Genomic DNA, 16,191 nt, shown 5'->3' on the forward strand with positions numbered 1-16,191 from the left:
CAAAGAAACCGTTCCTTTCGTAAATGGTTGCTCGACACTTCCATTTTACCAAAGAACGGTTTCTTTTTGTTTTACAAAAACAGGACTGCCCCGCAGGTCATTTTCATGACCCTTTTGGGACAGCCCCTTTTATTATCTTTTAAAGTATAAGGGTGCGGCGATTCGTGACAGATAAGCGCGCTGTTTTGCATGCTGAGCTTTTAAAGGTTTTGCGGGTCCAAAAGCCTGCATCCGTACAGGCATTTTCTGCCGACCAACTGCTCTTGATCAAATACCTGCAAATGTGCAGGCAATTAGAAAGTAAAAGCCGGAAATGCGGTTATAGAAGGAAAATACCTGCATATTTGCATCTACTTTGTTTGAAATGCAACTAACGGACAAAAAAGATGTATATTTGCAGGTTTTGCGTTGCCTAACGATGGGCGTGGCGAGTGACCAACTTTTCGGGGAGACAGTCGACTGGTCCATCGACTGCCATTCCGTAAAAATTAAGTTTCGGAAGAAGGCGAAAAAGAGAGCAAGGTGTGAAAGGTTTTGAGGCTCTTGGTGAAGTTCAATAGAATAGTCGCCATCTGCAAGCGAAGGACGGGGGCGGACCTCCGTCCTTTTTGCGTGAATAGGTTTGAACGGAGGGCGATCTTCGTTTATTGTTATTCTCAACCGAATGATTGCAAATCGGTAAACGACGAAGGCAAAAACGTCACACAATTGCATACGATAAGGAAACGGCGGGGCGTTCGCTTCGGTTTGAAAGGAGAATCGCGTTTTGGAAACGGCGCTGCTTGGCAGCTTTATATCCGCGATGGCGACGGTGCTCGGAGCCGTCCCGATCTTGTTCATCAAGCGGCTGTCGGAAAAGTGGAAGGACATGCTGGTGGCGTTCACCGCCGGCATCATGGTGTCCGCGTCGATGTTCGGACTGATCCCGCAATCGCTCAACGAGTCGGGGCTCGTGCTGCTGACCCTGGGCCTGCTCATCGGCATCGTCTCTCTGGATCTGATCGAAAAAAACATACCGCACGTGGACGTCGAGAACGGCGCGCGCGTGCGCGGTTTCGACAACAAAGCTTTGTTAGTATTGGTAGCGCTCTTTATACACAATATACCTGAAGGGCTTAGCACGGGCTTCAGCTACGCCAGCGACAGCGAGGGGCTCGGCACGATGGTGGCCGTGGCGATCGGCGCGCAAAATATGCCGGAAGGCCTGGTACTGGCGGTCTTTTTGCTCCGGTCGAACGTCGGCAAGCTGAAGCTGCTGGCACTCGTGACGCTTACGGGGTTGATGGAGGTCGTCTCCGCGGTCATCGGCTACTTTACGGCAAGCTATGTCGACTCGTTGATCGGGATCGGTCTTGCGTTTGCGGCCGGCGCCATGCTGTTCATCGCATACAAGGAACTCATTCCGGAAAGCCACGGTCACGGGTACGAGCGTCCTTCGACTTATTCGTTTATTATTGGCTTGATCATTATGATCTATATCGCGCATTGGTTCGGTTAGAAATGGAGGGAGTCGCATGGCCTTCGAATGGCCGGGTTACGACCCGCCGGGGTACGGCGATACACATTCGCTTTTAGAGGCTGAGGTCATCGACCTGCAGGCGTTGCGCGGGGCGCGGATCTGCAACGTCTGTTCGGCATGGGACGTTCAAGCCGAGCGATGGTGCGCGTCTTCGCCGGTCGTATTCGAGCTGGAAGGCCTGCAGCTGGAGATCGGATTCAAAAACGACCGGCTCATTCGGTTGACGATCAACGAGATTCAGATGAGCGCCTCGAATGCGGGCGATCGCTTCGCAGGCCCGGGCGCCGGGCGTCTGCCATACGAGTGGCGGACGGACCGGTGCGAGCTGGCGCCCTATGTGGGCCGCTTTATTCTGGGCGCCGACTTTTTGGAAAAGAACGACGGCGTAAGAGGGATCGTCGGCATTTGTTTTCGGATAGACGGCGGGACGCTGGAGCTCGTCAACGTCGCTTCGGCCGGCGGCGTCGAGATCGGAATTAATCCGCCAGGCTGCGCCACGTCCGGAACCAAACGCGTAATCGCGATCTGATCGCTCACGAAGCCGATGACGCGGAGGATGCGAAAAGCAAGTATAAAAGTCAACCCGACCGGAGCGATTCATCGTTTCGGTTCTTTTCATGTTATAATAATGGCTTCGGCATTTTGGGCAGCACCAGACAAGAAAAGGTTGGAGGCAATGAAGATTGAGCAAGCGATATCCATTCGAAGTCGTGAGCGGCAAACCCTTCGTCGAACAGGTCGGGGAGTGGGTCGCAGACGTTTTTTACGATATTTTGCCCGAAGCCGGGTTCGAGGTTCGGGACGAGCAAATTTTTATGGCCTATCAGGTGGAGCGGGCGTATGCGGATAAAAAAACGATCTTTGCCGAGGCGGGCGTCGGTACGGGCAAAACGCTCGTTTATTTGCTTTATGCGGTTTGTTATGCGCGTTACACGGGCAAGCCCGCAGTCGTCGCATGCGCGGACGAGTCTCTGATCGAACAGCTCGCGAAGCCGGAAGGCGACCTGGCGAAGCTGGCCAAGCATCTGGACTTGACGGTCGATGCCAGACTGGGCAAGTCGCAGGATCGTTATTTGTGTCTGCAAAAACTGGATGATGCGCGGCTGGGGTATGCGGATACGGAGCTGTACAAGGATATTTACGATAGCCTGCCGCCTTTCGTCGGCAAGGCGGAGGCGCTCCAGTCGTTCCATGCGTACGGCGACCGCAAGGAATATCCGGATCTGGACGACGTGCAATGGGGGCGCATCGGCTGGGACAGCTTCCGAGACTGCTTCGTCTGCGACAAGAGGCATCGCTGCGGGATGACGCTGTCGAGGGAGCATTATCGCCGGGCGGCGGACGTCGTCATATGCTCGCACGATTTTTACATGGAGCATGTATGGACGTACGAGAGCCGCAAACGGGAAGGACAATTGCCGCTCCTGCCCGAGCACAGCTCGGTCGTATTCGACGAAGGCCACCTGCTGGAATCCGCCGCGCAGAAGGCGCTCACCTACAGGCTCAAGCATGCCGCGTTCGAGGAACTCGTCACGCGCTTGCTTAAAAACGATATCCGGGAATCGCTGGCGGTGCAGATCGACCGTGCGATCGAGCGGAGCGAGATGTTGTTCGACGCGCTGGCTGCGCGAAGCGTCAAGGTTGCGGGCTCCGACCGGATGGAGATCAAGACGGATGCGGCGCTGCTAAGGTCTGTCGCGGAGCTCGATGCCGTGCTGGAACGGATCGAGGAAAATCTCGTGTTCGAGAGCGAGCTGTTCAATCTGGACGGCTACCAGCTGCGGATCGTCGAGGAACATCTGGAAATGATGCGGATCGCGCTCGGCCTGTTCGCTGGTCCGACACCGCCGATCTGCTGGACGATGGACGGTTTGACAGGGCTCACGCTCGTCATTATGCCGCGCACCGTTCGCGAGGTGCTCGGAGAGCGGGTATTCGCGAAGCCGATGCCGATCGTATTCTCTTCGGCCACGCTATCGTCGGGCGAATCGTTCGATTATCTCGCCCATAGTCTGGGCGTGCCGAATTACTTATCGTTCAGCGTCGCTTCGCCGTACGATTATCCCGAGCGGATGAAGGTGTCGGTGCCGCGAGCGCATCCAGCTGCTTTAATAGAAGATTCAAAGGCGTTGACGGCGTGGAAAGCAGAAGCGGCGCTCGATGCCATTAGCCGGGCGAAGGGCGGCGTTTTGATCCTGTTTCCGACCCGGGAAGCGTTGGCGGCGTTTAAGGCGGCTTACGAACGTACGGGAGGGGAGGGTGGCCGCCGGTTTCTGTTCGAAGGCGATCGCGAGATCACGGTATTGATCTCCGAGTTCCAAAGCGATATGAGCAGCGTACTATGCGCGGTTACGCTGTGGGAAGGCCTCGACGTGCCGGGGCCGTCGCTTGCGACCGTCGTCATGTGGGCGCTGCCTTACCCGCCGAACGATCCGGTATTCGACGCCAAGCGCCGGGAGTCGGCCGACCCTTACCGGGAGGTGGACTTGCCCTACATGCTGCTCAGATTCAAGCAGGGCTTGGGGAGGTTGATCCGAACGCGCCAAGACAGCGGAGAGATCGTCGTATTAGAGCCATCCATAGCAGCGGGAGAGCGGCCCGAATCGGACATTCGGGCTTCGCTTCCAGCAGGCGTCGATTTAACGATCGCATAGCGATCCGGCCTGCCCGAACCGGATAAAAATTAACGAAAAGCAGCCAGCAATCAGGGCTGCTTTTGCATATTTATGGGGTTTTTTCGTAAAATAACGTTAATAAAGTTATGTAAACTAGATGCAATACGAATCAGCGTCAAGCGTTCGTACGCATACTCAAAAAAAATGTTTAAAAAGCCAGGAATCGAGTGATTCAGACAGAAGTCGAGTGGGTACATAACCATGACAGGTTTGCGATGAAACCGCCATAAGACTTTTTGCTCGACAATCTATCGAAATTCAAGGAGGAGCGGAATGGAAGACGCCGCCCATATCTTGCTAGTAGACGATCGTCCGGAAAACCTGATGGCCATCGAAGCGATATTAGCCGGAGAGCCATACATTTGCGTAAGGGCGTATTCGGGAATCGAAGCGTTGCGCTGTCTGCTTGAAAAGGAATTCGCCGTCATCGTCATGGACATCCATATGCCGGATATGGACGGGCTCGAGACGGCAGCCATGATCAGAGCGCGCGAGAAGTCGCGCGTCGTGCCGATCATCTTCGTCTCGCAGGATGCGCACGAAGGGCAGTACGATTTCGACGGCCATGCCGGAGGCGCCATCGATTACTTGACGAGACCGCTTGCACCGCACATTTTCAGATCGAAGATCGCGGGCTACGTCAGCATGTACGAGACGACCAAGGCATTGCAGATGCAGAGCGAGCTGCTGCAGCAGCAGACCAAGCAGCTTGAGCGGACGAATCATGCGCTTGTGCAGGCGAAGGAGACGGCCGAGATCGCGCTTCGGGTCAAATCCGAATTTCTCGCCGTGATGAGTCATGAGATCCGTACGCCGCTGAACGGCATCATCGGGATGTCCGATCTGCTGCTCTCGTCGGATCTGCCCGAGGAGTACGCCAGCATGGTCGGCATCATACATACGAGCGGCAACGTGTTGCTATCGGTCATTAACCACATTCTCGATTTTTCAAAGATTGAGTCGGGCAAAATGGAATTGGAGGAGGAGCCTTACGATCTCAGGCTTTGCCTCCTCGAGACGATCGACTTGTTCACGGCGGCTTCGCGCGAGCGTCAGCTGGAGCTGATCGTCGTGCTCGATCCCGGCCTGCCGTCGATCTTGATCGGAGACAAGAACAGGCTGCGCCAGGTGCTGATCAACATCGTAGGAAACGCGGTCAAGTTCACTAAAAAAGGCGGCGTCTACATATTCGTTAAGCAGCTGTCGGAGGAAGACGGACGTCTGGACGTCGAATTCACGGTACTAGATACGGGCATCGGCATTCCGGCGGACAAGATCGGCCAGCTCTTCCATCCGTTCGCTCAGCTCGATACGTCGATGAATCGCAAGTTCGACGGCACCGGTCTCGGCCTCTCGATCAGCAAATCGCTTGTTGAGCTGATGGGCGGGGCGATTCGCATCGAAGAGACGCGGGAGCCTGGCGCGATGTTCGTCTTTACGGTGCGGGCGGGCCGGGTGCCGGGGGATGCAGCAGAGCCGATGCGCCCCGATGCGCTCGCCGTGCTGCCCGAACGGACGGGCGAGGACGACAAGCGCTGGCCGGAGGGATTGCGCGTGCTGATCGGCGAGACTTGTCCGATCTATCGCTCATTGCTCGTACATATGCTGGACATGCTCGGCATTGACGCAAAGGTCGTCTCGGATCCGGAGGAAATGCATCAAGCGCTGCTCGGGGGCGTTTTCGATCTCGTCTTCGTCGACGAAGAGCTGCTTGCGACGGCTGTTCCGCAGGGAGGCGCAGATCGCAAAGGGCGAACGAGACGCGTTCCGAGAGAACCGCCGTTCGTAGTCGCTTTATGCTCGAGATACGAGGAAGCGATGGAACGCGCAAGCAAGGCAACGGCATCCGCCAACATCGACGACTATATACAAAAACCAATTTCCCTTGAGCGCTTAAAACGCTTGCTCGGCAACCTTTCAAATTAGAAAAGTTATTATTTATGCTTCATGGGGGATGAGGATCAATGACGGATCGGGATATGGATCAGCTGTCCGGAGACAATCTGGCGGATAGCGGAGAACTGCTGAATGCGCTGATGGCTTGGAAAAAAGGTAATTTCTCTTATCGCATGCCTTACCATTATACGGGCGTGGCCGGTAAAGTCGCCGATACGTTTAACGAGATCATGGATATTCAGGAATCGATGGTTCACGAGATTCAGCAGCTCGCCCGCGTCGTCGGCAAAGAGGGCAACCTGTCTCGCAGGTTTGCGCTGCAGCACAAGGGGGGAGCCTGGGACCAGACGGTCGAATCGCTGAACGGCCTGATCGACGATCTTACGCAGCCGACCAGCGCGATGGTTCGGGTCATCAACGCGGTCGCGCAAGGAGATCTATCGCAAAAGGTCGAGCTCGAACTGGAAGGGAGGCCGCTGACGGGAGAATTCCAGCGCACTGCGGCTAATATCAACACGATGGTCGACCAGCTGTCGATGTTCTCGTCGGAGGTCACGCGCGTGGCGCGCGAGGTCGGCACGGAGGGCAAGCTCGGCGGACAAGCCGACGTCAAGGGCGTATCCGGCACGTGGAAGGACTTGACCGAGAGCGTCAACAACATGGCGAGCAATCTGACCGACCAGGTGCGCAACATCGCGGCCGTGACGACCGCGGTCGCCAAGGGCGATCTGTCCAAGCAGATTACCGTTAATGCGAAGGGCGAGATTCTCGAGCTAAAAAACACGATTAACACGATGGTCGACCAGCTGTCGATGTTCTCGTCCGAAGTTACGCGCGTGGCGCGCGAGGTCGGCACGGAAGGCAAGCTCGGCGGTCAAGCCGACGTTAAGGGCGTGTCCGGCACCTGGCGCGACTTGACGGAGAGCGTCAACTACATGGCTTCGAATTTGACCAATCAGGTGCGCAACATCGCCGTCGTGACGACGGCCGTCGCGAACGGGGATTTGTCCAAGCAGATCACGATGGACGTTCAGGGCGAGATTCTGGAACTGAAGGTCACGATCAATACGATGGTCGGCCAGCTGTCGACATTTGCGTCGGAGGTCACGCGGATGGCGCGCGAGGTCGGCACCGAGGGCATCCTCGGCGGACAAGCTGAGGTCAGCGGCGTAGCCGGCACTTGGCGCGACCTGACCGAGAGCGTTAACTATATGGCTTCCAATTTGACCAACCAGGTGCGCAATATCGCCGAGGTCACGACCGCCGTCGCGAAGGGCGACCTGTCAAAGAAGATCACCGTCGACGCCAAGGGCGAGATTCTGGAATTGAAGAGCACGATTAATACGATGGTGGATCAGCTCGGCAACTTCGCCTCCGAAGTTACCCGCGTGGCCCGCGAGGTTTCCAACGACGGCATTCTCGGCGGCCAGGCGGACGTCAAGGACGTCTCCGGCACCTGGAAGGACTTGACCGACAGCGTTAACTTCATGGCCGGCACGCTTACCGACCAGGTGCGCAACATCGCCGAAGTGACGACGGCCGTCGCGAAGGGCGATCTGACCAAGCAGATCACCGTCAACGCCAAAGGCGAGATCCTCGAGCTCAAAAATACGATCAACACCATGGTCGATCAGCTGTCGACGTTCGCTTCCGAAGTTACGCGCGTGGCCCGCGAGGTCGGCACCGAAGGGATGCTGGGCGGACAAGCCCAGGTTAAAGGCGTGGCCGGCACCTGGCGCGACCTGACCGAATCGGTTAACGACATGGCGTCCAACCTCACCGACCAGGTGCGTAATATCGCCGTCGTCACGACGGCCGTCGCGAACGGCGACCTGTCCAAGAAAATTACGGCCGACGTACAAGGCGAGATCCTCGAGCTCAAGAATACGATCAACACGATGGTCGATCAGCTGTCGACGTTCGCGTCCGAGGTTACGCGCGTGGCGCGCGAGGTCGGCACGGACGGCAAGCTCGGCGGCCAGGCGCAGGTCAAGGGCGTCGGCGGCACCTGGAAGGATCTGACCGAGAGCGTCAACAACATGGCCCGCAATCTGACCGACCAGGTGCGCAACATCGCGGACGTCACGACCGCCGTCGCAAGGGGCGATCTTTCCAAGAAAATCACCGTAGACGTCAAGGGCGAGATTCTCGAGCTCAAGAATACGATGAACACGATGGTGGACCAACTCGGTAACTTCGCTTCCGAAGTCACGCGCGTCGCCCGCGAGGTCGGCACCGAGGGCAAGCTGGGCGTGCAGGCGGACGTCAAGGACGTATCGGGCATGTGGAAGGACCTCACCGATACGGTTAACTACATGGCGAGCAACCTGACGATCCAGATGCGCAACATCGCCGGCGTCACGACGGCGGTCGCGAACGGCGACCTGTCCAAGAAGATCACGGTCGATGTCAAAGGCGAGCTGCTCGAGCTGAAAAATACAATTAATACGATGGTGGACCAGCTCAATTCGTTCGCGTCCGAGGTTACGCGGGTGGCGCGGGAGGTCGGCACGGACGGCAAGCTCGGCGGTCAGGCGCAGGTGCGCGGTGTCGGCGGGATCTGGAAGGATCTGACCGACAACGTTAATATCATGGCCGCCAACCTGACCGACCAGGTGCGCGGCATCGCCAAGGTCGTAACGGCGGTCGCGAACGGCAACCTGAAGCTGAAGCTGACCGTGGATGCGAAGGGCGAGATCGCGGAGCTGACCGATACGATCAATAACATGACCGATACGCTGGCAATCTTCGCCGACCAGGTCACGACAGTGTCCCGGGAGGTCGGCGCGGAAGGAAAGCTGGGCGGACAGGCAAGCGTGCCTGGCGCCGCAGGCACCTGGCGCGACCTGACCGACAACGTCAACTACATGGCGAGCACGCTCACGACGCAGGTACGCGCGATCACGAACGTCGCCACCGCGGTGACGAACGGAGACCTGTCGCGTACGATCGACGTAGCCGCCGCCGGCGAAGTCGAGACGCTGAAGGACAATATCAACGAGATGATCCGGAACCTGAAGGAAACGACCCGGATCAACACCGAGCAGGACTGGCTGAAGACGAATCTCGCGAAGATCTCCCGGCTCATGCAGGGACAGCGGGATCTGTACGCCGTCTGCCGCATGATCTTGTCGGAGCTCGCGCCGCTCGTCTCGATGCAGCATGGCGTCTTCTATATGAACGACGTCGTGAACGCCCAGTCGGTGCTGAAGCTGTTCGCGAGCTACGCCTTCCACAATCGCAAGCATCTGTCCAACGAATTCCGCGCGGGCGAAGGCTTGGTCGGCCAATGCCTGATCGAGAAGCAGCGCATTCTGCTTACGAACGTGCCGGGCGATTACGTCGTGATCTCCTCCGCGCTGGGAGAGGCGACGCCGCTTAACATCGTGCTGCTGCCGATCATTTTCGAGGACCAAGTGCTTGCCGTGCTGGAGCTGGCTTCATTCAGATCGTTCAGCGAGATCGATATCGCGCTGCTGGATCAGCTGACCGACTCGATCGGTATCGTCATCAATACGATGCAGGCGAACCGGCGTACGGAGGAGCTGCTCGTCCAATCCCAATCGCTCACCGAGGAGCTGCAGAAGCAGCAGCTCGAGCTGCAGAATACGAACGAAGAGCTGGAGGACAAAGCGAAGCTGCTCGTCATTCAGAAGGCCGAGGTCGAGAGCAAAAACAACGAGGTGGAGGTCGCAAGACGATTCCTCGAGGAAAAGGCGGAACAGCTCGCGCTTACGTCGCGGTACAAGTCCGAGTTCCTGGCCAACATGTCGCACGAGCTGCGCACGCCGCTCAACTCGCTGCTGCTGCTCGCGGAGCAGCTCGCCGACAACCTGGACGGCAATCTGGCCGATCACCAGGTGAAGTTCGCCAAGACGATCCAGGATTCCGGCCACGAGCTGCTTAATCTGATCAACGACATATTGGATCTGTCCAAGATCGAGTCGGGCACCGTCTCGGCGGAGTTCAGCGAGCTTAACATCAGAGAGCTGACGGACGGACTCGACCGCTCCTTCCGCCATATGGTGGACGAGCGACTGCTCGCGTTCCGCATCAAGGTCGAAACGGAGGTGCCGTCGCGCATCGTCAGCGATCCGAAGCGTTTGCAGCAAATATTGAAAAATCTGCTCTCCAACGCCTTCAAATTTACGGAAAAAGGAGAGATCATGCTTCGGGTCCGCAAAGCGACGGAAGGGTGGAGCGATAGCGCGGACCGGCTGAACCGGGCGGCCTCCGTGCTGTGCTTTACCGTGAGCGACACGGGAATCGGCATTCCCAAGGACAAGCAGCAGATCATTTTCGAGGCGTTCCAGCAAGCGGACGGCAGCACGAACAGGGTGTACGGGGGCACCGGCCTCGGCCTCACGATCTCGACCGAGATCGCGGAGATGCTCGGCGGGGAGATTACGCTCTTCAGCGAGCCGGGCAGCGGCAGCGTGTTCAACCTGTATCTGCCGATCGATGCCTGGGACGTGCAGCCGGAGCCCAAGACGAGGCATATGCCAGAGGTGATCGACGTCTCTCCGCCCAAGCGCATCCGGTTGACCCCGCCGACCCAAGGGGCGCAGCTGCAGGATGACCGCGACGACATCGAGCCTGGCGATTCCGTCTTTCTGATCGTCGAAGACGACTTGAAGTTTTGCGAGATCGTCCAGGACGCGCTGAGCCGCAAGGGGATCAAGACGGTGATTACGTCCAAAGGCCTTCAAGCGCTCGAGCTGGCCAAAAAGTACAACCCGATGGCGATCACGCTCGATCTGCACCTCGGGGACACGGACGGCTGGCTCGTACTGGAGCATCTGAAAAACGACATGTCGGTCCGGCATATCCCAGTGTGCGTCATTACCGTCGACGAGGACAAGACCGAGCTGCTGCGCAAAGGCGTGTACGACTATTTGTGCAAGCCCGTCACCAACGACGAGCTTGATCTGGCGCTCGAAAGTCTCAATGCTTTCGCCTCCCGCGGGGAGCGTCAGCTGCTTGCCGTCGTGAAGTCGTCCGAACGCAGGAAGCAGATCGTCGATTCGCTCGCAGGGGGCACGCTCAAGATTACTGCGGTCGATACGGCGCGCAAAGCGTTGAATCAAATCGGCTCGAAGCCTTTCGATTGCGTCGTCACGGAAGGCGACCTTTCCGATATGCCGATGCCCAAGTTTCTGCGGGAGATCCAGAAGAAGTCGGTGGGAAGACGCATTCCGATCGTCGTGGAAGGCGGCATTAAGCTGAGCGGAGAAGAGCAGGAGGAATGGGAAGAAATTCTGAAGTCCTCCGTCGTAAAGGAAGCTCGCACCGCCGTTCAGCTGATGGACGAGACGACGCTGTTCCTCCACCGGAGATCGGACGAGCTGCCGGCGGGTTCGCGAGACGCGCTCGAGCGGATCTATCAGTCGGACGCAGCGATTCAATCGCGCAAGGTACTCGTCGTGGACGACGACGTCCGCAACATTTTCGCATTGACGACGATACTCGAGCGACACCAGATGACGGTGCTGCCTGCGGAGAACGGCCAGGCAGCGATCGACATTCTCGAATCGACGCCCGACATCAGCATCGTGCTGATGGACATCATGATGCCGGTCATGGACGGCTACGAGACGACCCGCGCGATCCGCGCGAACCCGGCGTTTGCGGAGCTGCCGATCATCGCGCTCACGGCCAAGGCGATGAAGGGCGACCGGGAGCTATGTCTTGAAGCCGGCGCCTCGGACTATATTACGAAGCCGGTCAACAGCGCGCAGCTGCTCGCCATGATGCGGAGCTGGCTCGACCGTGGAGAAGACAGCTAAGCGGTTCACTATTTAAGCAGAAACGTCCCCTTTCATCGAACCGATGAAAGAGGGGCGTTCCTGCTTTTTTTATGCTTTTCGGAAAGGGGCAGCAGAGCGTTCCCGAGAAGGCGAAGCCGCAGCATCAGACGACAAGAGCCGTCAGCCGGACCGGATACGTGCAGGAATCCGTTGAATGACAACGCATGGAAAGGGGAAAGACGCGCTTTCGCACGCTTCGTCGACAAAGGAAATCTAAATATTCGTTGACGAATTGACATGTTTTTCAAGGGGCCGTCTGTACAATCTATCCTATATTCACGATTCGCTCGTCCTTCATCAAAAGAAGAGAGGTGCAGTTATGCGTGGAGATAAGAAGCGGTTCCCCCTTGTTGTACTGATCGTCGCGACGCTATTTGCAACGCTTGGCCTGACCTCGCTCGCAGCATTGCAGGACCCGGCTGCGCCAGCCGCCGCAGCCCCGATCGCGACATCCTCACCCGCCGCCGTTACGGCCGGATCGCTGAGCAAGACGGCAGGGACTCAGGAACGGCACTCGTTTCCGGATATCGTACCTGCCCAAGCTTCGATCCATTTGTCTTACGTGGACGGTCCGTCTTCTGCCAATCCGAACGATCTGCCAGCGGATAACCGGAAAAAACCGCTTAAATTCACGCTGGACGAGGAACTTGGCACGAGCGGAGCCGGCACGGTCGCCGGCAGCGGCGAAAAGCCCGGCGGGGACGCTCCGAAAACGATAACGAAAACTTCATCCGTTTCTATATACGAAGTAACGGCCTATTATTTAAACGTGCGCGCCAATCCGTACAATGGCTCCAAGGTGCTCCGCGTGGTGGAAAAGGGGACGCGTCTTGAAGTGGCGGCAATTACGGATAAAGGCTGGCTCCGGTTGAAGGAAGGCGGCTACGTTCACGGCGGCTATGCATCGTTAATCGATCCTGACGCGCCTGTCGGCGCCTCTGCCGTTGGCAGCCCCTCGTCAGACCCGCCCGCGGAGCTGTCGCCCCCGGTGGCGGTGGCGGCCGTATCTGAGCCGCAAGCCGAGCCGACAGGATCGGACGCAGCGAATAGCGACGCCGCGGAGCAAGATCCGCCCGATCCTTCGAGTCCTACCAACCGGGTCCGTTCGGACTCCGGCTTGACGGAAGAACATATCGCCAAGCTGTTCGAAGGAACGGCGCTCGCTGGTAACGGCATCGAGGACGTCGTCCTGGAGATCGAGGACGAGTACGGCATTAACGCGCTGTTCACGATCGCGGTCATGAAGCTGGAGAGCGGCAACGGGAAGAGCAAGCTGTCCAAGACCAAAAATAATTTGTTCGGCTTGAACGCGACATCGGGAGACAAGGACAATAAAGCGTTCCGCTTTAAAACAAAAGCCGATTCGGTACGCAAGTTCGGACAGCTGCTTTCGGATAAATACGTAGAAAAAGGCTTGACGACCATCGATAAAGTCGCCGCCAAATACTGTCCGGCAAGCTCAAGCTGGGCCGGGAAAGTCATGGGAATTATGAAAAGCGATTACCGCAAGCTATAGTCTTGCGTTATAATGTTATTAGCATGTGGACTGTCGGATTTTCGACAGTCTTTTTCGCAATTCTGCAAAATGTTTTGAAATCGCTCTTTTGGGGTATAGACAGTCCGTGTAGACTCGAAACAGATCGGCGGACATGCGAAAGGAGTAAACGCGATGTCAGGCTTGCCGCAGTCCTTGCTCAGCTTGGGAGATCAGTGGTTTAAATTATCGCGTCACGGCATCGGAATCGCGGATTCCTCCGGAAGGTGGGTTGCGGTGAACGATGCGCTGGCGAGTTTGCTGGGATACGACGAAACCGAGCTGCTCGGCATTCCGGTACAAGCTTTATTCGCTCAGGACGACTATGAGGGAGCCGGGCGTCTTGAGGCAGCGCACTATACGGACGCCATGCGGGGCGTCCATCTCAAAAACAGCGGCGGCAAGCCGGTGAGGTTCGACGTCTCGTCGGGAAGGCTGGAGTCGGACGCGGGAGGGGAAGCGCTCACGCTCTGGCAATTCTATGAAGCAGAAGGAAAAAAACGGGCCGAAGACAAGCTGGAGGCCGTTCGGGAGCGACAGCAAGTCATTGGCGAAAATATCGTCGATCTCTATTACATATGCGATTCTGAAGGCCGGCTCGTGGAAACGGCGCCGAATGCTTATACGCTGCTCGGCTATAGTCAGGGCGAGCTCGTCGGGCTCGACGAGCGCATGCTTTTTGACGAACTGGATCAGAAGCGCTATAAGAGTCAATGCCCGAAGGCAGAAGAGCCGAAGGAATACAGGCTGAAGCGCAAGGACGGAAGATCCGTTTGGTTCGAAGCGAGCATCAAGCTGATCGAGGGCAATAACGGGAATTCATACAAGCTGTTCATCGGCCGCGAGATCACGGCGCGCAAAAAACACGAGAGTATGTCCGCGGAGGCCGAACGAATCGCGGCGATCGGCAGCTGGGAATGGGAAAAGGAGAGCGGGGGCTTCTCCCACTCGGCGAATCTGGCGCTCATTTACCAGGACGCTTCGCATTGCGCCGATAGCGAAGAGCTGAAGCTGACCGACCTTGTCGCTCCCGAAGACCGCGAAGCTTTTTCGGAGTTATGCATGGCAGCCGCCGGCGGCGGAGAGCTCAGCTTCGAATCGCGCCTGACGATGCGGGACGGCTCGGTTAAATACATGCACATCCGCGGTACGGTCGCGCATACGGATCCCGGCGAAGCCGGCGGATTAGTCGGCACCGTACAGGATATTACGGATCGCAAGCTGGTCGAGCTTAAGCTGCAGGAGAGCGTCGAACGATACACGTCGCTTAAGAAATACAATCACGACGCCGTCGTGTCGATCGATCTCGACGGGCGCGTCATTAATGCCAATCAGGTCGCGCAGGAATTGACGGGCTATACGGTAAGCGAGATGGTCGGCAATCCGATCGCCAGGTTCACGGGCTGGAAAAGGTTCGTGCCGCTGCGCGGGAACGTCGTCGCCTCCGAAGCCGAGGTTCGCCAGAACGACAAGATTACGCACAAGGACGGCAGCACGCGCGAAGTGCTGACGACGCTGGCGCCGATTATCATTCATGGCGACAATGTCGGCTACTATCTGATCATCAAGGATATTACGGAACAGAAAAAGCTGCTGATCGAAAAGGAAAGCGCGGAGTCGACCAACAAAGCGAAAAGCGAATTTCTCGCGATGATGAGCCACGAGATCCGCACGCCGATGAACGGAATCATCGGCATGACGGACCTGCTGCTCGACGGCGAAAACCTGTCCGATACGCAGCGGAGCTATCTCAATGTCGTACGGAAGAGCGGGGAGACGCTGCTCGCCATCATCGGGGAAATATTGGACTTTTCGAAGATCGACTCGGGAAAAACGGAGCTTGTGCCCGAGACGTTCGACATACGCGGCTGCGTGAACGAATCGGTCGACGTCGTCTCCGCCAAGGCGAGAGACAAGGGGCTTTTATTGGAAATATCGGTCGACCCCAAAGTCCCGAGGCTTGCCGTCGGCGATGTCAGCCGGTTGAAGCAGGTGCTGATGAACCTGCTCAGCAACGCGGTCAAATTTACGACGTCCGGCGGCGTATACGTGACCGTCGTTAAGACCGATGCCGCAATGGGCAAGCTCGGGCTCAAGTTCACGGTGAAGGATACTGGAATCGGCATCCCCAAGGAAAAGGCTTTCAAGCTCTTTCAGCCGTTTTATCAGATCGACAACCAGTTCTCGAAGGAAACGGAAGGAACGGGCCTTGGACTTGCGATCAGCAAAAAGCTGGCCGTTTTGATGGGCGGCGATATTTGGCTGGAGCACCAGGAGGCGCAAGGCGCCGCGTTTTCTTTTACGGTCGAGTTGGACCCTGCCGAGCCAATCGCGGACGCCGCGGCGCAGCCTGCGGATGCGGCGCAAGAACCCGACGACACGCGCCAGCTGCGAATCCTCGTCGCAGAGGACAACAAGATCAATCAATTGGTTATGCTTAAAATATTGGAAAAGCTGGGCCATCGCGTCGTGATTGCAGAGCACGGCGTCGAAGCGGTCGAAACGGCGACGCGCGACGAGTTCGACCTGATCTTCATGGACGTGCAGATGCCCGGCGTCGACGGCATCGAAGCGACGCGGATGATCCGCGACCGTCTGCCGGCGGATGCATGTCCGATCATCGTGGCGGTTACGGCGAACGCGCTCAAGGGAGACCGGGAGCGTTTTATGGCAGCCGGCATGGACGAGTATATGAGCAAGCCGATCTATTCGAGTCTGGTCAAGGAAATGATCGGAAATTTTTTCGGCCGTTGATCGCGT

The 16,191-nt window shown here is 57.4% G+C and carries 7 protein-coding genes; all 7 read left to right on the forward strand.

Annotated features, from left to right (window positions below; genetic code table 11):
• Positions 1–766 precede the first annotated feature (766 nt).
• The 7 genes from ACFOTD_RS15070 (at position 767) to ACFOTD_RS15100 (ending at position 16,185) form a co-directional block, all read left to right on the forward strand.
• Positions 767–1,498 (forward strand): ZIP family metal transporter, encoded by a 732-nt coding sequence (locus ACFOTD_RS15070; RefSeq protein ID WP_378120098.1) that lies wholly within the window; start codon positions 767–769, stop codon positions 1,496–1,498.
• Between the two features lie 16 nt (positions 1,499–1,514).
• Positions 1,515–2,048: a hypothetical protein gene (locus tag ACFOTD_RS15075; protein ID WP_378120100.1), complete on the forward strand. Its 534-nt coding sequence runs from the start codon at positions 1,515–1,517 to the stop codon at positions 2,046–2,048.
• 154 nt (positions 2,049–2,202) lie between these two features.
• Positions 2,203–4,173 (forward strand): ATP-dependent DNA helicase, encoded by a 1,971-nt coding sequence (locus ACFOTD_RS15080; RefSeq protein ID WP_378120102.1) that lies wholly within the window; start codon positions 2,203–2,205, stop codon positions 4,171–4,173.
• Between the two features lie 294 nt (positions 4,174–4,467).
• Positions 4,468–6,120: an ATP-binding protein gene (locus ACFOTD_RS15085; protein ID WP_378120104.1), complete on the forward strand. Its 1,653-nt coding sequence runs from the start codon at positions 4,468–4,470 to the stop codon at positions 6,118–6,120.
• 38 nt (positions 6,121–6,158) lie between these two features.
• Complete coding sequence (locus ACFOTD_RS15090) at positions 6,159–11,876, forward strand: HAMP domain-containing protein (RefSeq protein WP_378120106.1); 5,718 nt, start codon at positions 6,159–6,161, stop codon at positions 11,874–11,876.
• Positions 11,877–12,216: 340 nt separating this feature from the next.
• The gene (locus ACFOTD_RS15095) at positions 12,217–13,413 is read left to right on the forward strand and encodes a glucosaminidase domain-containing protein (protein WP_378120108.1); all 1,197 of its coding nucleotides are present in this window, start codon (positions 12,217–12,219) and stop codon (positions 13,411–13,413) included.
• 153 nt (positions 13,414–13,566) lie between these two features.
• Complete coding sequence (locus tag ACFOTD_RS15100; RefSeq protein ID WP_378120110.1) at positions 13,567–16,185, forward strand: PAS domain S-box protein; 2,619 nt, start codon at positions 13,567–13,569, stop codon at positions 16,183–16,185.
• Positions 16,186–16,191: the final 6 nt, after the last annotated feature.

Source organism: Cohnella sp. GCM10012308, from assembly GCF_042649185.1.
In the GTDB taxonomy this organism is placed as follows: Bacteria; Bacillota; Bacilli; order Paenibacillales; family Paenibacillaceae; genus Cohnella.